Here is an 18591-nt window from a genome sequence, read left to right as displayed (position 1 = left end):
GGGCTACTGAAGCCGGTCGACGGCGATCAGAATCGCCAAGCCCGTCGTCACTAGGCTCAGTCCGTCGCGCCACGTGAACGACGACCGGCGGCGGTTGACCGTCTCAAGCTCGACCACATCGCCCGGCTCGAGGGCCGGCGTCGGTCGTGCATAGGTGTCCGATAGCGACGCCTCGAAAGCGACGGATCCGGCGCGATGGAGACGCACCGTAGTCGTGGTCTCGACGGCCGTGTCCAGCGCCCCGGTCCGCGTCCCGCCGGCGAGCGCGAGCAGGTCGGCGACGGTCGTGCCGGGGTCGACGACGAACCGCCCGGGCGCAGTCACGGCGCCTGCGGCGGTCACCACGACAGGGTCCGCGTCGGGCGACGAGTGGACGTAGTAGCCGGGCGCCGAGGTCGTCAGGCCGACCACCTCGACCACGTCGCCCTCGCGCAGCGGCACCGGAGGCGTGTTGCCCCGGTACAGCTCGCGGACCGACGACTCGACGGCGCGGCCGCCCTCGCGGTACACGCGAACGATCGCGGTCGAGGCCTGGGCCGACGGGACGCCGCCGGCGAGCGCCAGCAGCTCCGTCACCGTCGTGCCCTCGCCGACGGCGAACCGGCCGGTCGCCGTGAGCAGACCGACCGTCGTGACGGTGACGACGCGCTCGCCGGGGCGGGCGAAGGTAAAGTACCCGGGGGTCGAGGCCTGGACCTCGGTGACGGGGGCGTACGTCTGGGCCCCCAGGGGCGCCGCCAGCACAAGGGTGAGCGCAACGATGGAGAGTCGGATCATGCTTCGTCAGCCCCGTAGGTGTACTTGTTCCCGTACTTGTACGAGTACTGGTAGCGATACCCGTACTCCTGCGTCACGTCGAAGCGGTTGAGGATCACGCCGATCACCTGGCCACCGACGGCCTGGACCTCCTCGACGGCGTAGTTGAGCTCGAAGTCCTTCGTCTTCCCAGCCGTGGCCACGACGACGACCGCGTCAGTCTGCGTCGAGAGCAGAACGGGGTCGGTCGCCGCCAGCACCGGCGGGGCGTCGATGATGACGAGGTCGTAGGCGCCCTTGAACGTCTCCAGCAGATCGCGGAAGGCGCGCGAGCCGAGGTGCTCGGCCGGGCTGGGGATCGTGGTCCCGGCCGGGAGCACGTCGAAGTCGTCGGCGACCGTGAGGTCGCGCTCGTCGGCGTTGCCCGAGATGTAGTCGGAGAGGCCGGGCGAGCGGGCCATCCCGAACAGCTTGTCGACGCGCGGGCGGCGGAGGTCGGCGTCGACCAGAAGCGTGCGGCGGCCGGCCTGGGCCATCACCACGGCGAGGTTTGCCGCGACGGTGCTCTTGCCCTCGCCCGGGCTGGCGCTCGTCACCAGGATGGTCTGGACGGGCGCATCGGGACGGGAAAACTGGATGCTGGTCCGCAAGCCGCGGAAGGCCTCGGCGGCCGTCGACATCGGGTTGATGATGGTGACGATGCGGCTGTCGACCTCCCAGCCCTTGATGCCCATGGCCGCCGCGCCCTCGTGGTCCTCCTCGATGAGGCGCGTCATGTCGGGGATGACGCCGAGGAGGGGGTGGCCGAGCTCGCGGAGCTGGCTCGGGCGGCGGATGGCCTGGTCGAGCTGGGACCGCCCGACGGCGAGGACGAGCCCGAGCCCGAGGCCAATCAAGAGGCCGAGGATGGCCAAGCGCGGCCGGTTGGGCGCAACAGGCGTGTCAGGCACACCGGCGGTTCTCACGACCTCGGCGTAGCCGAGTTCGGCGCTCTCGGCGACGCGCGCCTCCTGGAGCTTCTGGTCGAGCCCGAGCGCGAGCCGCTCGGCACTCTGCTGCTCGCGGACGAGCCGGGCGAGGGCGACGGTCTGGCCGGGAATACGGTCGAGCTCGCTGCGGTAGCTGGAGATCCGGCCGTTCAAGATGTCCACGCGCGAGCGGTAGCCGCGGAGCGAGACCTCGGCCGCCGTCAGGCGGTCGCGCAGGGCCGACAGCCGGGGCAGCCCCTCGGTCGCCGCGTCGACGCCGCCCGCGGCGATGGACTCCTCGACGAGCTGGCCGCTCTGCTGGCGGACGCGGGCCTCGACCCGGGCAATTTGAGAGCGGAGCGTAGCCACATCGGCGGGGACGTCGGCTTGGTCGCGGAGCGCGGGGTCGCGGAGGTAGATCGCCTCGAGCTGCCCCTTGAGGGCGCCAAGCCGCTCCTCGTCGGCGCGCAGGGCGCGGTCGGTGCCCGAGCCCATCCGCTGAGCGACGGTCCCCTCGAGCTGGGCGATCTGCGACCGGAGCTCGGTGATCCGCGAGCTCTCCATGCCGGCCTCGACGCGGGCCTGGTCGCGGGCGGCCTCGAGCGCCGCCAGCTGGCTGACGATGTTGGCGGCCTCGTCGTCCAAACGGACGGCGTCCTGCTCGTCCATATAGGTCAGCGCCGCGTTCTCACGCGCCGCCAGCTCGGTCGCCACGGAATCGGCCTGGGCCTCCAGGAACTCACGGCTGGCGGAGACTGACGCCCGGCTGGAGTTCTGGGTGCGGTCGACGTACGCCTTCGCGTAGAGGTTGGCGATCATCGCGGCCTCTTCGGGGATCTGGCTCCGGGCCGAGAGCCGCACGCCGTTCGCGCCACTCCCGTCCTGCCGGATCTGCAGGTACGAGCCGGTGATCCGGGCAGCGACCACCTTGACGCTGGGGATCTCGCCGCTCTCGGTCTCGAGCACGGAGAACGCCGTGGCGTCGGGCATCTCGGCTTCCGCGATCAGCCGTGCGGCCGTCGCTTCCGCCAGATCCTCCGCGTTCTGCAAGATGTAGAGCTCGTCGGAGATCCCACGGCCTCCGCCCACATCGCCTCCGCCCGGAAGCAGACCGCTCAGCGGGCCGCCGGACTCGGTCTCGACGTACAGCTGCGTCGAGGCCTCGTACACGTCGGGCGCCAGCAGCAGGTACAGCCCCACCGGGATCATCACGGCCAGCACCGCGGCCAGGATGAGCCAACGCCCACGCGCGACCACGTCGGTCCACTCACGGATCTGAGCGGCAAAGTCGGTCGGCGGACGGCTCGGCGGCCCGTAGCCGTAGCCTGCCCGCGAATAGTCGGGGGCCTGAGCAGGGGGGCCAAAAGTCTCCGGGGGGAACGGCGTCGGCGTTGGCATGGGGCTCACAGCTGGAGGGGACGAGCGGCCGGCGTCTGCACGCGGGGCAGCGGCGGCGGAAGCCGACAACATATGTCGACCTGGCTCCCATGCTCGGTCAATTCTGTCCGACTTTAGTGGGGACCCTCCTTATTCTTGACCGCTCTACAAGCCACAGTCGCACGCCGTCTCAAAACGATCCCCCGCGTTGGGCGGGGCCACCTGGCGTCCCGATCACCACGTGGCAGACCGACTGGCGATCCGGAAACTGTTCTCCGTGCCCCTCCCATCGCGGACGGCTTCGTGGAACCGGGCCCGTCGGAGGCGGGCGGTGGGCGTCAGCCCCACCTTCCACCATGCCAGGCGGACGCGGCTCAGGAAGGACATGCGAGATCTCGTCGTCGGTTGCTTCAACACGGGGGGCGGTGCCCCGAGGGGGTGTGTGGTGGGAGCCCGGGGGCCCTGCTCAACGTCGCCGTCCGCGTCGTGTGCCAGGCCCGCCGGACCTGGGGGGATTCCCCAGCCCCCACGGGCCACCCCGCTGATCGACGGGGTCCACCGTCTGCGGAGGGCGCCAATGGAAACGCGCCCCCCCCCCGGGCTAGGAGAGGCGCGTGGAGCCAACGGTCAGATTTGAACTGACGACCTGCTCATTACGAGTGAGCTGCTCTACCCCTGAGCTACGTTGGCGACGGCCGGGGGGCCCGGCGTGAGGCCGAAACCTACGCACCGGCCCCCGGGACGGGAAGACGGGCGCGGCCGAAAACCCCGTGAACCGTGACCTCGCACCGGCGCCTACCTCTGTCGCTCGCGGCGCCCCAGCGCGGCCACCAGCGTCGCGAGCGGGGCCGAGGCCGCGAAGATCCGGCTGTCGGCCCCGGCGTACGGCACCACGAGCCGATCGCCGACGACGACCGCGGCGCACGAGAACACCACGTCGTCGACGCCGAGAGCGGGGTCCCCGAGCCGCTCGGCATCGCCCTGGGGGAGCAGCAGGGGCGCGAGTCGGGCGCGCACGGGCACGTCGGCCGCCGGCGCGACGAGCGCGGCCGACAGATGGTAGAACCGCTGCCCGGCGGCGTCCCGGTGGCCGTGGTGCGTCAACGCAAGGAACCGGCCGCCGCCGAGGGCGACCGGCGGGCCCGCCGCGCCGACCCAGGACGACGCCCACCCGGCAAAGCGGTCCGACGCCAGCACCGGCCCGCGCGAGCGCCACGGGCCTTGGGGCGACGGCGCCGACGCGAGGTGCATCGCCATCGCGCCGGGCCCCGCCATCGGCCGGTGCCACAGGTACCACGTGCCGTCGACGGGCTCGGGGAAGAGCGCCCCGTTCTTGTCGTCGACCGCGTTGACGCCCTGCGCGCCGTCGCTCGCGAGCGGGCCCCGGAGGTCCCACGCCACGAAATCGGTCGTCGTGGCGAGGCAGAGCTGGACGCGGCCGGCGGTGCCGGGCGCGCGCCCGGCGCTCGTGTAGCCGGTGTAGACGAGGTGGTACGTCTCCCCGACGCGCGTGCAGCGCGGGTCCTCGGCGCCCAGGTCGTGGAACGGAGCGTCGGGCGCGATCACCGGGTCCGGCCAGCGCCGTACCAGGCGCATGTCGGGCGTGAACACCGCCAGCCCCAGCGACGACGCCGCGAGCGGGCCGGCGGGCGTCTCGCGCGGGTACGCCATTCCCTGGGCGCGGTACACCATCACGCACGCGCCCTCCGCCAGCACCTCGCGCTCGTCGGCATCGAGCCCCCACGTCTCCGCGAGGCCGGCCAGTTCGGCGGGGTCGTCGACCAAGACGGCGGCCGGGTTGAGAACGACGCCGCTCTCCCATGCGTGGTCGGCGACGGATTCCAAAATGGGCCGGCCGCCGTGGAGGCGGTCGACCGGCACCGCCGGCGGGCCGAGCACGCGGGGCGGCGGTGGCCCGTCGGAGCGGTCGTCGTGGAGCCGCGCGAGCACGTCCGCCAGCGGCGCCGAGGCCTGGCCGACGCACGCGTCGGCGGCGCCGTAGAACAGGGTGAGGTCGTCGCCTTCGACCACGGCGCCCGTCGGGAAGACGACGTTGGGGATGTCGCCCTCGCGCTCGAACGCCAGCCGGGGCTCGAAGACGGGCCCGCGCGTCCGGGAAATCACCTGCAGCGTGTCGCGGTCGAGCAGGACGAGCCCGGCGCGGTACACGTGGTTGGCGTCGACGCCGTGCGTGACGAGCAGCCACCCCTCGTCGGTCAAGATGGGCGGCGGGCCGGCGCCGATCTTGGTGCCCTCCCACGGCTGCTCGGGGCGCAGCAGCGTGTGGCGGTCGAGGTGGGCGAGGTGGCGCTCCCAGTAGTCCGCGCCGGGGTTGCGGAGGTGCCCCTCGTCCTCGAAGTACGCCACCTGGATGTCGGGCTCGACGCGGTGGAGCAGGGCCACCCTCCCCCCCACCAACTCCGAAAACAGCACGGCGTCCTTGTCGCGGCTCGGCGGCCCGATCCGGCCGTGCCGCTCGACGGTCTGCCAGTCGGCCGTCGACGCGAGCGCGATGCCCACGCCAGCGTCGGCGGCATGCGCGGGCTCGGCGAGGGCGGTGTACGTGAGGTAGATCGTGCCGTTCAGCCGCGTCACGCGCGCATCCTCGACGCCCCAGCGGTCGACCTCGCTGGCGGGCGAGAGCAGGGGCTCAGCGTCGAGCGCGAACGTGCCGTCGGGCTGGCGCGTGGCGAGGCCGAGGTGCGAGATGTAGTCGCGGTACGGGAAGCCGGGCTGGCCGTCCGGCCCGGGCGGGGTCTCGACCCGGCGGTACCCGGCGGGCACGCCGCGGACCACGAGTCGGAGGGTGCCGTCGGGCGCGAGGTCCGCGCCGGGGTTGAACGCGGCCCCGCTGGCCCACCACGCCTCGGGGCTGGGGGCGACGACGGGGACGGGGAGGCGGGTGAAGAGGTCCATCAGGGGACGAGGAGAGGAAAAGACGAGGGGAGGAACAGAAGCGTGGGCAGTCAGGCAGAGCGGGCGGGGGCCGTTCGAATCGGGCCTCTTCTCTTCTTCGCCTTTCGTCCTCTTCTCTCAGCGAGTCCACGAGTCCGCCAGAAAGGCTTGGGCGTCGGGGCCGAGGAAGACGTGGGAGGCGTCCGCCCCGGGGTCGAGCACGACGACCGCCAGCGTGGGCCCGTGGAACCGGCGTGAGCGGACCGGCCGCCCCTTCCACGTCCGCGACTCGGGATCGTCGGCGGTCGCCCAGGCCCACGCTGCCGCCTCGGGGTGCGCGCCGACTTCGAGGAGCGTGAACTGCGCCTCGATCGTGCTCTCGGCGCCGGCGTTCGGGTTCGTGCGGTCCGGCCCCAAGACGCCGTCGTAGCCGCGGCCCGTCGCCGGGTCCGCCATCGTCGCGCCGGCCGGGTTGAGGCCGTGGAACCACGCCGCTGCGAGCCCCGCCATCACGGCGAAGCGCTCGTCGCCCGTGACTTCGAAGAGGCGGGTCAGCCCGACGGCCGCCGGGCGCACGTCGTAGGCAATCTGCTCGAACCGCACGGCCTCGCCGGTCTCGTCGTCGAGGTGGTGGAGCCAGCCCTCGACGAGCAGGTGCGCGTAGAGTGATTCGGCCTCGCCCCGGGCGCTCGCGAGCGCGTCAGGCCCCGCGAGACCCAGGTGCGCCGCCTCCGCGAGCGCCTGCGTCTGGCTGTTGCCCCACCCGTGCCAGCCGCCGCTCCACGAGGCGTGCCCGCCGTACGGGGCGGTCGCGAGGTCGCCGAAGCGCAGGCCCGCGAGCCCGTCGGCAAACAGGCGCACCCGGCGGGCTCGCGCCGGCGTCGGGGCCGTGTCCGCGAGCGCGGTCAGCCCGAGCAGCAGCTCGCTCGTCGCGTCGGCGGCGGTTTCTTGAATGAGCCACGCGGGGAAGACGCGCGAGCCGTCGCCGGTCACGTCGACCGTCTCGGGGTGCCGCGCCAGCAGCCGGTCGAGGTGGGGCGCAACGCGGTCGAGCGCGGCGACGGCGAGGGCGGCCTCGTCAGGGTCGGTCGCCCCCAGCACGCGCGCGCCCTCGCCGAGCGCCCACACCGCCCGCGCCGTCCACCACGAGACCTCGTCGGCGACGCTGTTAGGGTGCGTCGTGTTGATCCGGAGCGCGCGGTCCCAGACGAAGTTGTAGAACAGCCCGCTGGGCGCCTGCAGTCGTCGGACGAACCGGAGCAGCTTGACCGCCTGCTGGCGCGAGCGCTCGTCGCCGGTCCGCTCGAAATGGCGGAGGTACACGACCGCCGCTCGCGCCGCGTCGTCGACGCACGCGATCCCCTCGTCGTCGTCGCCGACGAACCGCCAGTCGGGCGCCTCGGCGTAGATGTGGACCAAGCGGAGCGTGTCGCCGTCGACGACGACGTCCTCGCCTAAAAAGTCGAGGTGGGCCAGGTTGAACCCGACGCTCGCGAGCCCGGCCTCGACGCTCGCGCTGGGCGGCTCGGACGACGGCGGTGCGGGCACACACGCGGCGAGTGCGAGCGCCAGCGCAAGCACGACGCGCAAAGACGCCAGTCCCTCTCCTGGACAGGAGGGGCCAGGGGTGGTGGACCGACCGAGCGCCGACGCCCCACCCGGTCCACCACCCCGCCTACCGGCACCCCTCCTGTCCAGGAGGGGGACTCTGTAGGACACGTCCGCATGTCCGCCGTCTGCCGTCCGTGGTCCGCGCACTCTCATTTCAACCCCGTGGTCGCCAGGCTCTCCACGAACCGGCGCTGGAAGACGAGGTACGCCAGCACGACGGGCACCGCCAGCAAGAGCGCGGCCGCAAGCTGGGGCCCGAGCCGGCTCTCCGCCCCGCCGCCGACCGCGAACAGCGTCACCATCTGGGGCATCGTCATCATGGCCTCCTCGCGGACCACGAGGAGCGGCCACAGGATCTCGTTCCAGCTCCCGACGAACACCAGGATCCCGGCCGTCACGAGCGCGGGCACGGAGAGGGGCCAGACGATCTGGAACAGGATCCGGATTTCCCCCGCCCCGTCGATCCGCGCCGCGTCGACAAGCCCCTGGGGCAGCGACAGAAAGTGCTGGCGGAGGATGAGGACGGAGGTCGCGTTCATCATGAAGGGGACGACGAGGCCGGCGTACGAGTCGGTCCACCCGAAGCCGACGACGAGCGTGTACAGCGGAATGAGCAAGACGAGGAACGGGACCATCATCGAGAACAGGACGACCCCGAAAGCGGCCTCGCGCCCGCGCCACGCCAGCCGCGACAGCGCGTACGCCGCAAGCGACCCGAACACGAGCGCGAACACGGTCACCAAGCTGGTCACGACGACGCTGTTCCAGAACGCGCGGCCGAGCGGAATGGCGTCGAAGACGAGCCGGTAGCTCTCGCCGGTCCACTCGCTCGGGATCGGCGCGAGCGCTCCGATCTCGGCCTCGGGTGTGACGGTCGCCAGCGCCATCCACACGAACGGGTACGCGAAGACGACGGCGCCGACGACGAGGGCGAGGTAGGTGAGGGCGCGTCTCATTCGGTTTCCACGACCTTGCGCTGCAAGAGGACGACGACCAAGATCATCAGCGCGAACGCGAGCCCAAGCGTGGCCGCGTAGCCCATGCTGTTGAAGGTGAAGGCCTGGTTGTAAATGTAGAGCAGGCCCGACAGCGTGCTGTTGAGCGGCCCGCCGCCGGTCAGCACGTAGGGCTCGACGAAGAGCGAGAACCCGCCGATCGTGGACAGCACGACGACGGTGACGAGGTGCGGGTTGAGCATCGGGAGGGTGATGAGCCGCCAGGTCTGCCAGCGCGTCGCGCCCTCCACCTCGGCGGCCTCGTACAGCGTTCGGGGGATGTTCTGCAGACCCGCCAGGAAGAGTAGCACGTAGAGCCCGACGTTCTTCCACGTCGCCACGAGCGCGATCGAGGGCATCGCCCACGCCGGCGACACCAGCCAGGGCACGCGCTCGCCGCCGAGCGCCACCAGCATCCGGTTGACGTAGCCGGAGTCGAACGCGAACAGCTGGCCAAAGAGGATCGTCACCACGACGCCGGAGACGACGACGGGCAGAAAGTAGACGGCCCGGAAAAAGGCGCGGCCGGGGAGCTTCTGGTTCAACAGCTCGGCGAAAAACAGGGCGACGGCGATCTGGAGCGGGATGTGGAGCGCCAGGAACACGCCCGTGTTGAGCATCGCCCGGGCGAACAGGTCATCAGCAACGAGCCGCGCCAGGTTGCCCAGCCCGACCCACTCCATCGGCGTGACCACGTCCCAGCGGTGGAAGACCAAGACGAGCGCGAACACGAGCGGGTACCCGAAGAACAGCCCGAGGTGGAGGAAGTAGGGCGCCGCGAGCGCGGGGCCCCGCCAGTCGACGCGGCGGTGCCACGGGCGGCGTGGGGGGACGGACGCGAGCGCGGCGGCCTGCTCCACCTGCTGAGCGGATCCGGAAGCGGGCGTCATCGGCGGGCCCAGGCTTGGATGACCTCGATGCGGTCGAGCGCACTCGCGACCGCTTGCGCCGGTGTCTGGACCCCGTAGATCGCCCGCTCGAAGCTCTGCGCGATCGCGTCCAACGTCTCCGGCAGCGACGGCACGGCGTCGACACCTTGGGTGTGGGGGGCCTGCTCGACAAACCGGCGCAAGACGGGGCGGGCGGCGAACAGGTCGGCGAGCGCGGGGTCCGCCAGCAGGCCGTCGCGGACGGGGATCTGGCCGGTCATCTCCAGGAGCAAGCGGTCGGCTTCGGGGGAGACGAGGTACTGGACAAAGGCCCACACGGCCTCCGGGTGCTGGGTCGTGGCGAAGACGGCGATGTTCTTGTAGTCGCCGTACGTGACGGCCGGGCCGTCGGCGGGCGCGCCGTCCGGGACAGGAACGGGCGCGTAGTCGTAGCGGACGTCGGGGGCGTTCTCGTCGAGCCACGCCGCCGTCCACGGGCCCGTCAGCTCGGTCGCCACACGGCCCTGGGCAAACGCGTTGCCCTGCAGCGTCGACAGCGGGTAGAGTCCGTCGGCGTACAGCGTCTGGAAGAGCCCGTAGACGCCTTCGAGCGCCGCGCGGTCGACGGCGAGCCGGCCATCGGTGCCGAACAGGGTCTGCCCGCCCGAGGCCGCGAGGTAGAGCGGGTAGACGTCGAAGTAGCGCTGGTACCAGATCGGGCGGATGTCGCGGGCCGCCATCCAGCGGTCGGTCTGACCGTCGCCGTCGGTGTCGGCCGTCAGGCGCGCCGCGGCGGCGAGGTACTGGCTGTACGTCCGGGGCGGCTCTACGCCCACCTCGGCGAACAGGTCGACGTTGTACAGCATCAGGATCGGGTTCGTCTTCCAGGGCATCTGGTAGACGTGCCCGTCGGCGGCGCGGAAGCGGGGCGCGAGCGCGGGCGGGATGCGGGCGGCAAAGAGGCTGTCGAAGCCGGGCATCCGGTCGAGCGCGAGCACGCCGTCGGCGCGGACGAGGTCGCTCAGCACGCCGGGCCAGACGTTGGAGCACAGGTCGGGGGTGGTCCCGGCCACGACGGCCGCCAGCAGGACCTCCTCGCTCGACTGCCCCGCCGGCAGCGGCTGGGCGACCACCTGCACGTCGTGCGTCGCGTTCCACCGGGCGACGAGCGTGTCGGCCCAGGCGCGCTCCTGGGGATTCTGGCTCGTCCAGTACGTCAGCGTCACCGCGTCGCTGCCGGTGGCGGCGGGGGCGGCGGGGTCGCACGCGCCGAGGGCGACCGAGAACGCGAGCACAGCGAGGAGACGCGGCATGGGGTCGATGGTACGGCGGTCCGGGAGGACAAGAGGACTGGACGAGCAGAGGAGAAGAGGAGGCGTCCAACGGGAGCTTCGCGTGCGTCGAGGGCTTGCGAACCGGCGCAGCGCGGTCGACCTCGGCCGTGAGTCGATGGGCCCACCCCCGCCCGCTCGGATCCCAGCCTCTTCTCCTCCCGTCCTCTTCTCCTCTACGCCTCTTCTCCTCCACGCCTCCCGATCTTCCGTCCCCCCCGCACGCCGCACGATGGCCCTCCTCACGTTCGACCGCGTCCACAAGAGCTACGGCACCAAGCCTCTCCTCGACGACGTCTCGTTCGTCATCGAGGCCGACGAGCGCGTCGGCGTGGTCGGCGCGAACGGCGCCGGCAAGACGACGCTCTTGCGGCTGGCGGCGGGGACCGAGCCGGCCGACGGCGGGCGCATCCTGACGGCGGGGGGCGCCCGGATCGGCGTGCTCGCGCAGCGGCCCGACCTCGACGACGCCGGGACCGTGCTCGACGCCGTCGTGGCGGGCGACGGCCCGGCGGCGGTCGCCGTCCGCGACTACGAGCACGCGCTCGCGCGCCTTGACCGCGGGGACGACGCGGCCGGCGCCGACATCGCCCGGTTGTCGGCCCAGCTCGACGCCGTCGGCGGGTGGGACCTCGAGTCTCGGGCGCGTGCCACGCTCGACCGGCTGGGGCTGACCGACCCCGAGGCCGTCGTCCGCACGCTGTCCGGCGGCCAGCGCAAGCGGGTCGCGCTGGCGCGCGCGATCGTCGAGCGGCCGGACCTGCTCATTTTGGATGAGCCCACGAACCACCTCGACACCGAGACCATCGAGTGGCTGGAGGGGCTATTGACCTCGTGGACCGGCGCGCTGATGCTGGTGACGCACGACCGCTACTTCCTGGACCGCGTCACGAACCGGATGATCGAGGTCGGCGGGGGCGGCGTCCAGCGCTACGTCGGCTCGTACTCCGACTACCTCGAGCAGAAGGCGGCGCAGGCGGTCGTGGAGGCGGCCGAGGAGTCGAAGCGGCAGAACCTCGCCACGCGCGAGCTGGCGTGGCTCCGGCGCGGCGCCAAGGCGCGGACCTCGAAGTCGAAGGCGCGCATCGACCGCGCGCACGCCCTCCTCGACGCCAAGCCCGAGGCGGGCCCGGGCGACATCGCCATCGAGTCGGTCAGCACCCGGCTCGGCAAAAAGGTGATCGAGCTGGCGGACGTGGCGAAAGGGTGGGACGGCACGACGCTGTTCTCGGACCTCACGTACACCCTGACGCGCGACGACCGGCTCGGCATCATCGGGCCGAACGGGACGGGCAAGACGACGCTCCTCGAACTGCTCGCGGGCCGGATCGAGCCGGATGCCGGAACCATCGAGCGCGGCCCGACGGTCACGATCGGCTACTACGACCAGCAGAGCCGGGCGATGGCGGCGGCGGCGACCGAGGGCGCCGACCAGCGGATGATCGACTACGTCGAGGAGATTGCCGAGACGATCGCGATGCCCGACGGGTCGTTTATCTCGGCGGCCCAGATGCTGGAGCGGTTCCTCTTCCCGCGCGAGCAGCACTACACGCCGGTCGGCCTGCTCTCGGGCGGCGAGCGGCGGCGGCTCTACCTGTTGCGCGTCCTGCTCGGCGCGCCGAACGTGTTGCTGCTCGACGAGCCGACCAACGACCTCGACATCCCGACGCTCGTCGCGCTCGAGACCTACCTCGACTCGTTCAACGGCGCCGTCGTCGTGGTCTCGCACGACCGCTACTTTTTGGACCGGACCGTCGGACACCTGCTGCGCATCGAGGGCGACGGCGGGCGCGTCCGCGAGATCCCCGGCTCGTACAGCGTGTGGGCCGAGATCGAGGCGCGCGAGGCGGCGGCGGCCGAGGCGGCGAAGTCCGCGAAGCCGGTCGCCGCAGCTGCGGCCCCTCCCCCACCGGCGCCTGCGGCTCCGGCCGGCAAGAAGCTGTCGTACAACGAAAAACGCGAGCTGACGATGCTGGAGGAGCGGATCGCCAGCGCGGAGGCGCGCCAGCCCGAGATCGAGGCGGCGCTGGTGGAGCACGCCACGGACGGCGAGCGCATCGTGGCCCTGTCGGCCGAGCTCGCGGCGCTCGCGGCGCAGCTGGAGGCCGACGTCGACCGGTGGGCCGAGCTGGCGGAAAGGGCGTAAGGCTCGCTGCGCTGGCTCCGCCGACCTGCGGTTCGCGGGAAGGGGGATGCATGAGGCAAGGGGCGAATGCCCGCCTCCGCGCCCTGTCAGCCCTCCGACGCCGTCGCGCCCACCGTTTGGCGCAAGCCCGGGGCGTGCCTCTAGCCTCCCGCCCCTTCCCGCTTGCCCCGTCCCCGCGGCGGCATCCCCGCCGCCCGGGCGGTCGTGATGAGGGCGACGGCGGCGACCACGGCGGCGCCCGCTAGCACCACGCGCGGGCCGAGCGGCTCGTCGGCGAGGGCCCACCCAAGCAAAACGGCGACGATCGGGTTCACGTAGGCGTACGTCGCGGCCTTGGCGGGCGTCGTCACCTTGAGCAGCCACACGTACGCCGAGTACCCGACGATCGCGCCGACGAAGACGAGGTACGCCAGCGCCCCGGCCGACTTCGCGGACACCTCCGCCCACACCAGCCGCTCGCCGACCGCGGCGCCGACCGCCAGCAGCAGCACGCCGCCCGCCAGCATCTGCATCCCGACGTTCAGCAGCGTCGACGCGGCCTTGGGCGCGCCGCGCTGGTAGACCGAGCCGAGCGCCCAGAAAAACGCCGCCGCGCCGACCGCGAGCGCGCCGACCGGGTCGACGGGCTCGCCGCCCAGCCGCTGCGGGCCGACCAGGAGCGCGATCCCGACCAGGCCCAGCACGAGGCCGGCGAGCACGGCCGGGCGCGGCCACTCGCGCAGGCGGACGGCGTCGAGGAGCACCATCCACATCGGGGTCGAGGCCACGATGAGGGCGGCGATGCCGGAGGGCACGAACTGCTCGGCCCACGTTACCCCGCCGTTGCCGCCCAGGAGCAGCAGCGCGCCGACGATGACGGCGGTCTTCCACTGCACCCGGGTGGCGCGCCCGGCGCCGCGTGCTCGCGACCACCCGTAGAGGATCGCCCCGGCGGCGACGAACCGGATGCCGGCCATCGTGAACGGCGGCATCGTCTCGATGGCGAACCGGATGCCGAGGTACGTCGAGCCCCAGATGACGTAGAGGGCGGCGAAAGCGGCGAGGACGGCCACCAGCGGTGGCGGGGCTTTGTCGGTCATGGGCGAGAGGGGCGACGGGCGAGGCTACCGCTCGCGGCTCGCGCGCGCACCGGGGCCGGGCGTCCTCGCGGCGTCTCCCCACGTGGGCGCCAGGCTCCGACCCAACGCAAGCGGGTCAGCGCGGCAGCGCGAGCGTCATCCAGACGCTCTGGGGGTCGTTCGGGTAGTCGGCGAACGGGCCACAGTCGACGAACCCGAACCGGCGGTACAGGGCTCTCGCGGCGACGAAGCCGTCGCCCGCCCCGGTCTCGAGGCTGACGCGGGCGTATCCGCGCGCCTCCGCCTCGTCGAGCAGCCGCGCCAGCAGCGCCGCCGCCACGCCCCGGCGCAGAAACGCCGGCGCCGTCCGCATCGACTTGACCTCGCCGTGCCCGGCGTCCAGTTCGTGGAGCGCGGCGCACCCCACCACGTCGTCGCCGTCCCACGCCGTCCACAGCGTGATCTCGGGGCGGCGCAGGGCCTCGACGCCGAGCGCGTGCGCGCTCCCCACCGACGGCGTCCGCGCGAGTGCGTCGCGGCGGTGGAACCGGACGAGGGCCACCACGGCCGGGTGCGTGAGGTCGTCGACGCGGATCTGCATGGGGCGCAAGATGCGAGCTGCGCGATTCTACGCGCGGCGGCCTTGGCTGATGACCCACCTCCTCTCCTTTTTAGAATCCCTCCCTCCTGGCCGTGACAACTCGACCATGTCATCCTGAGAGACTGTTTGGGGAATGGCGCAAGCCCTCCAAATGCGTCCCCTCTCCCTTTGGGAGAGGGACAGAGTGAGGGGCACGGGCTGCGAAGGTGCCATCCGAGCACCGCCGGATAGATCCCCGCCTGCGCGGGGATGACTCAATTGCAGGGGACCGGCTTCCCCAAACAGTTTCTGAGCGAGCGAAGCGAGTCGAAGAGCCTGCCCCGGACTAGATCCGGGGATCTCAGCCGAGCACAGCGCCGCGTCCGCGTTGTAGCCGGGCGGTGCGCGACGGAGATCCTTCGACTGCGCCGCTACGCGGCTTCGCTCAGGATGACACAGTCCAACGGTCGCGGACCTATGCGGCCTCCGCTCGCGCCGCCACCTCCCGCCGAACCACGGGCGCCACCTCCTCGCCAAAAATCTCGATGGCGCGGAGCACTTCGGCGTGCGGGAGCGGGCCGACGGTGAGTTGGAGCAGGTGCCGGTCGTGGCCGAACAGCTCGTGCTGGTACAGGAGCTTGTCGATGGCCTGCTGGGCGCTGCCGAGCACGAGCGCGCCTTCGAGCGCGATCTCGCCCTCGAACTGGGCGCGCGACGGCGGCGGCCACCCGCGCTCGCGCCCGATCCGCCCCATCGTCTCCATGAACGGCCCGACGGCGACCTCGGCGGCGTGCGCCGCGGTGTCGGCCAGGAAGCCGTGGCCGTTAATCGAGACCTTGAGCGTCTCGGGCGCGTGCCCCGCCTGGGCGCCCGTCTGGCGGTACAGGTCGATGAGCGGGCGGAAACGGTGGGGCTGGCCGCCGATGATCGCCAGCGCGAGCGGGAGCCCGAGCCGGCCCGCTCGCACGACGGACGCGGGCGTGCCGCCGACGGCGATCCACACGGGCAGCGGGTCCTGGACCGGACGCGGGTAGACGCCCTGGCCGGTCAGCGCCGGCCGGTGCCGCCCGCTCCACGTCACGCGCTCGGACTCCCGCAAGCGGAGCAAGAGGTCCAGCTTGTCCGAGAACAGGCCGTCGTAGTCCTGGAGCGCCTGGCCGAAGAGCGGGAACGACTCGGTAAAGGAGCCGCGGCCGACCAGGATCTCGGCGCGGCCGTCGGAGAGCTGGTCGAGCGTGGCGAACTGCTGGAAGACGCGGACGGGGTCGTCGGACGAGAGCACCGTCACGGCGCTCGTCAGGCGGATCCGCTCGGTCCGCGCGGCGATGGCGGCGAGGACGACAGCGGGGGCGGAGGCCGCGTAGTCGGGCCGGTGGTGCTCGCCGACGCCGAACACGTCGAGCCCGACGGCGTCGGCGAGCGCGGCCTCTTCGACCAGCTCGCGCAGGCGCGAGCGTGGGGTGCCCGAGGGCGGGACTTCGGCGAACGAGAAGAGGCCGAGCTCCATGGTCTCCATTGGTTGTTGCGCCAAGCAAACGCGACGCGGCGCGGCCCGGTTGCCGCCGGCGCCGGATCCGCGCCCGGGCCGGGGGGTTGCCTCCGCCCTCCCCTCCCGCCTCATGTCCCTCCCAGCCCTCCGCGACCGCCTGGCCGAGACCGCCGACCTCTCCCACGCCGCCGCCGTCTTGGAGTGGGACCAGGAGACGTATATGCCGACCGGCGGCGCGGGCGCGCGAGGGCGGCAGATCGCCACGCTGCGCCGCGTCGCGCACGAGCGGTTTACCGACCCGGCCGTCGGCGCGTGGCTGGCGAATGCATCGCCCGAGACCGACCTCGACCGGGCGCTCGTGCGCGTGACGCAGCGCGACTGGGACCGGGCGACGCTCGTACCCGCGCGGCTCGTCGCCGAAAAGGCCGAGGCGTCGGCGCGCGCGATGGAGGCGTGGAAGGCGGCGCGCGAGGCCGACGCGTTCGCCCTGTTCGCGCCCCACCTCGACGCCGTGTTCGCCCTCGCCCGCGAGGAGGCGGATGCGGTCGCGCCGCTCGTCGCACGCGAGCGCGGGCCCGCCTACACGCCCTCGCCCGGCGACGCCCGCTACGACGCCCTCCTCGACGCGTTCGAGCCCGGCGCCTCGACCGCCAGCGTCGCCGCCGTGTTCGACCAGCTTCAGGCCGGGCTCGTGCCGCTCGTCGCCGCCGTCGCCGACGCGCCCGCGCCAGACGACGCGTTCCTGCACGCGCCGTTCGACGCCGACGCCCAGTGGGCCTTCGGGCTGGAGGTGGCGACCGCGCTCGGCTACAGCCTGGACCACGGGCGGCAGGACCTCGCCGCGCACCCGTTCACCGCGGCCTTCGGGCACACCGACGTCCGCGTCACCACGCGCGTCGACCCCGCGTTTTTCCCGACGGGCTTGTTCGGGACCGTCCACGAGGTCGGCCACGCGCTCTACGAGCAGGGGCTGGCGCCGGAGCTGGCGCGGACGCCGCTGGCGGACGGGGCCTCGCTGGGCGTCCACGAGAGCCAGTCGCGGTTGTATGAGAACTTGGTCGCGCGGTCGGCGCCGTTCTGGGCGTGGGCGTACCCGGGCCTCCAGCGCCGATTCCCCCAGCTGGCGGGCGTGGCGCGCGACGCGTTCGTCCGGGCGATCAACAAGGTCGAGCCGTCGCTGATTCGCGTCGAGGCCGACGAGTTGACGTACCACCTCCACGTGCTGCTCCGCTTCCGGCTGGAGCGCGCGATGCTGGCGGGCGACCTCGCCGTGGCCGACCTCCCCGACGCGTGGCGCGACGGGATGCGCGAGTTGCTCGGCGTGGTACCGGAGACCGACGCCGACGGCTGCCTCCAGGACATCCACTGGTCGCTCGGCGCCGTCGGCTACTTCCCGACCTACACGCTGGGGACCCTGATGTCGGTGCCGCTGTGGAATGCGGCCGACGCGGCGCTCGGCGGGCTCGACGGACAGATGGCGGCGGGCGAGTTCGGGCCGCTGCTGGCGTGGCTGCGCGAGCACGTCCACCGCTGGGGGCGGGCGAAGACGGCGGACGAGATCCTGGTCGGCGCGACGGGGACGGGGCTCGACGCCGAGCCGTGGCTGGCGTACGCCCGGGCGAAGATGGGGCGGCTCTACGGCGTGTCGGTGTAAAGCCGGGCGACGGCGGTCATGTTGCGGTCGCCGAGCCCGGCGGCCTGGGCACGCGCGAACGTCGCCCGCGCGGCGTCGACGGCCGGGGCGTCGACCCCGGCGGCGGCGGCCATCCCGAGCGCGTAGCGCAGGTCCTTTTCCAACAGGTCCACGGGGAAGAGCGGGTCGTCGTCTCCCGCCGCCATCAGCCGCATCGCCGTCGCGGCGACGGGGCTCGCGGCGGGCGTCGCGCCCAAGACCTCGGCGGCGGTCGCGCGGTCGACGCCCGAGGCCGCGAGCGCGGCCAGCAGCTCGGCCGCCGCGGCCACCTGCACGCCCATCAGCGCGTTCACGGCCAGCTTGACGAGCGCGCCCTGCCCGACCGGCCCGAGGTGGTGGACGGCCCCGCCTATCGCGTCGAACGCGGGTCGGGCGACGGCGAGCGCGTCGGCGTCGCCGCCGACGAGGTAGACCAGGCTGGCGGCGTCCGCCTGGGGGCGCGAGCCGGAGACGGGGGCATCGAGGAATCGGGCCCCGCGCTGCTCCGCCAGGCCCGCCAGCTCACGGACCCAGCCCGGGGTGAGCGTGCTCGACTCGACGGCGACGGCGTCGGGCGCGAGCCCGGCGAGCGCACCGTCCGCGCCGGTCCAGACGGCGCGCGAGGCGTCGTCGTCGGTGACCATGGCGATCACGAGGTCGGCGCCGGTCGCGGCCTCGCGCGGCGTCATGGCGACCGTCGCGCCTCGCTGGTGGAAGGACGCCGTCGGCCCAGGCGAGCGGTTCCAGACGGTGAGGGCGGCGGGGTCGAGGTGGGCGGCCATCCGGGCACCCATGGCGCCGAGGCCGAGAAAGGCGATGTGCATGTGGGTAGGGAGCAGCGCTC

13 protein-coding genes and 1 tRNA gene are annotated in these 18591 nt (G+C 72.8%); 2 read left to right on the top strand and 12 right to left on the bottom strand.

Annotation, left to right across the window (positions count from 1 at the left end):
* Positions 1-3 precede the first annotated feature (3 nt).
* The 8 genes from ACLIRP_RS02735 to ACLIRP_RS02700 form a co-directional block, all read right to left on the bottom strand.
* Positions 4-777, bottom strand: coding sequence for an SLBB domain-containing protein (locus ACLIRP_RS02735; protein ID WP_412062425.1), 774 nt, complete (start codon positions 775-777; stop codon positions 4-6).
* Positions 774-3122: a polysaccharide biosynthesis tyrosine autokinase gene (locus tag ACLIRP_RS02730; protein ID WP_412062424.1), complete on the bottom strand. Its 2349-nt coding sequence runs from the start codon at positions 3120-3122 to the stop codon at positions 774-776. The genes ACLIRP_RS02735 and ACLIRP_RS02730 overlap by 4 nt, the downstream gene beginning before the upstream one ends.
* A 594-nt stretch (positions 3123-3716) precedes the next feature.
* A tRNA-Thr gene (locus ACLIRP_RS02725) sits at positions 3717-3791 on the bottom strand.
* Between the two features lie 105 nt (positions 3792-3896).
* Complete coding sequence (locus ACLIRP_RS02720) at positions 3897-6017, bottom strand: glycosidase (protein WP_412062423.1); 2121 nt, start codon at positions 6015-6017, stop codon at positions 3897-3899.
* Positions 6018-6134: 117 nt separating this feature from the next.
* Positions 6135-7577, bottom strand: coding sequence for a hypothetical protein (locus ACLIRP_RS02715; protein WP_412063681.1), 1443 nt, complete (start codon positions 7575-7577; stop codon positions 6135-6137).
* A 179-nt stretch (positions 7578-7756) separates the two neighbouring features.
* Positions 7757-8563, bottom strand: coding sequence for a carbohydrate ABC transporter permease (locus ACLIRP_RS02710; protein ID WP_412062422.1), 807 nt, complete (start codon positions 8561-8563; stop codon positions 7757-7759).
* Complete coding sequence (locus ACLIRP_RS02705) at positions 8560-9492, bottom strand: carbohydrate ABC transporter permease (RefSeq protein ID WP_412062421.1); 933 nt, start codon at positions 9490-9492, stop codon at positions 8560-8562. The genes ACLIRP_RS02710 and ACLIRP_RS02705 overlap by 4 nt, the downstream gene beginning before the upstream one ends.
* Positions 9489-10784 carry an ABC transporter substrate-binding protein gene (locus ACLIRP_RS02700; RefSeq protein WP_412062420.1) on the bottom strand — a complete coding sequence of 432 codons (1296 nt, stop codon included), beginning with the start codon at positions 10782-10784 and terminating at the stop codon, positions 9489-9491. Before ACLIRP_RS02700 ends, ACLIRP_RS02705 begins: the two co-directional genes overlap by 4 nt.
* 250 nt (positions 10785-11034) lie before the next feature.
* Between ACLIRP_RS02700 and ACLIRP_RS02695 the strand changes: the two genes are divergently transcribed.
* The gene (locus ACLIRP_RS02695; RefSeq protein WP_412062419.1) at positions 11035-12948 is read left to right on the top strand and encodes an ABC-F family ATP-binding cassette domain-containing protein; all 1914 of its coding nucleotides are present in this window, start codon (positions 11035-11037) and stop codon (positions 12946-12948) included.
* 140 nt (positions 12949-13088) lie between these two features.
* Here ACLIRP_RS02695 and ACLIRP_RS02690 read toward each other — a convergent pair whose 3' ends face one another.
* From ACLIRP_RS02690 to ACLIRP_RS02680, 3 genes are all read right to left on the bottom strand, one after another.
* The gene (locus ACLIRP_RS02690; protein WP_412062418.1) at positions 13089-14027 is read right to left on the bottom strand and encodes an EamA family transporter; all 939 of its coding nucleotides are present in this window, start codon (positions 14025-14027) and stop codon (positions 13089-13091) included.
* Positions 14028-14142: 115 nt separating this feature from the next.
* Entirely contained in the window at positions 14143-14607 is a 465-nt protein-coding gene (locus ACLIRP_RS02685) for a GNAT family N-acetyltransferase (RefSeq protein ID WP_412062417.1), read from the bottom strand.
* 454 nt (positions 14608-15061) lie between these two features.
* A complete protein-coding gene (locus ACLIRP_RS02680) occupies positions 15062-16093 on the bottom strand; it encodes an LLM class flavin-dependent oxidoreductase (protein ID WP_412062416.1) in 1032 nt (343 codons plus the stop codon).
* Between the two features lie 112 nt (positions 16094-16205).
* Here ACLIRP_RS02680 and ACLIRP_RS02675 point away from each other — a divergent pair, with 112 nt between their 5' ends.
* Positions 16206-17729: a carboxypeptidase M32 gene (locus tag ACLIRP_RS02675; RefSeq protein ID WP_412062415.1), complete on the top strand. Its 1524-nt coding sequence runs from the start codon at positions 16206-16208 to the stop codon at positions 17727-17729.
* Here ACLIRP_RS02675 and ACLIRP_RS02670 read toward each other — a convergent pair.
* Positions 17711-18571: an NAD(P)-dependent oxidoreductase gene (locus ACLIRP_RS02670; protein ID WP_412062414.1), complete on the bottom strand. Its 861-nt coding sequence runs from the start codon at positions 18569-18571 to the stop codon at positions 17711-17713. The two genes, ACLIRP_RS02675 and ACLIRP_RS02670, sit on opposite strands and share 19 nt — an antisense overlap.
* Positions 18572-18591 lie beyond the last annotated feature (20 nt).

The organism is Rubrivirga halophila, assembly GCF_046845755.1.
Taxonomy (GTDB): domain Bacteria; phylum Bacteroidota; class Rhodothermia; order Rhodothermales; family Rubricoccaceae; genus Rubrivirga.
This window is presented reverse-complemented; position numbering and strand designations above follow the sequence as displayed.

What these genes read in the sequence shown, in the direction of transcription:
- ACLIRP_RS02735 (WP_412062425.1), bottom strand. Translation starts at nt 777, where the DNA reads ATGATCCGACTCTCCATCGTTGCGCTCACCCTTGTGCTGGCGGCGCCC.
- ACLIRP_RS02730 (WP_412062424.1), bottom strand. Translation starts at nt 3,122, where the DNA reads ATGCCAACGCCGACGCCGTTCCCCCCGGAGACTTTTGGCCCCCCTGCT.
- ACLIRP_RS02720 (WP_412062423.1), bottom strand. Translation starts at nt 6,017, where the DNA reads ATGGACCTCTTCACCCGCCTCCCCGTCCCCGTCGTCGCCCCCAGCCCC.
- ACLIRP_RS02710 (WP_412062422.1), bottom strand. Translation starts at nt 8,563, where the DNA reads ATGAGACGCGCCCTCACCTACCTCGCCCTCGTCGTCGGCGCCGTCGTC.
- ACLIRP_RS02705 (WP_412062421.1), bottom strand. Translation starts at nt 9,492, where the DNA reads ATGACGCCCGCTTCCGGATCCGCTCAGCAGGTGGAGCAGGCCGCCGCG.
- ACLIRP_RS02700 (WP_412062420.1), bottom strand. Translation starts at nt 10,784, where the DNA reads ATGCCGCGTCTCCTCGCTGTGCTCGCGTTCTCGGTCGCCCTCGGCGCG.
- ACLIRP_RS02695 (WP_412062419.1), top strand. Translation starts at nt 11,035, where the DNA reads ATGGCCCTCCTCACGTTCGACCGCGTCCACAAGAGCTACGGCACCAAG.
- ACLIRP_RS02690 (WP_412062418.1), bottom strand. Translation starts at nt 14,027, where the DNA reads ATGACCGACAAAGCCCCGCCACCGCTGGTGGCCGTCCTCGCCGCTTTC.
- ACLIRP_RS02685 (WP_412062417.1), bottom strand. Translation starts at nt 14,607, where the DNA reads ATGCAGATCCGCGTCGACGACCTCACGCACCCGGCCGTGGTGGCCCTC.
- ACLIRP_RS02680 (WP_412062416.1), bottom strand. Translation starts at nt 16,093, where the DNA reads ATGGAGCTCGGCCTCTTCTCGTTCGCCGAAGTCCCGCCCTCGGGCACC.
- ACLIRP_RS02675 (WP_412062415.1), top strand. Translation starts at nt 16,206, where the DNA reads ATGTCCCTCCCAGCCCTCCGCGACCGCCTGGCCGAGACCGCCGACCTC.
- ACLIRP_RS02670 (WP_412062414.1), bottom strand. Translation starts at nt 18,571, where the DNA reads ATGCACATCGCCTTTCTCGGCCTCGGCGCCATGGGTGCCCGGATGGCC.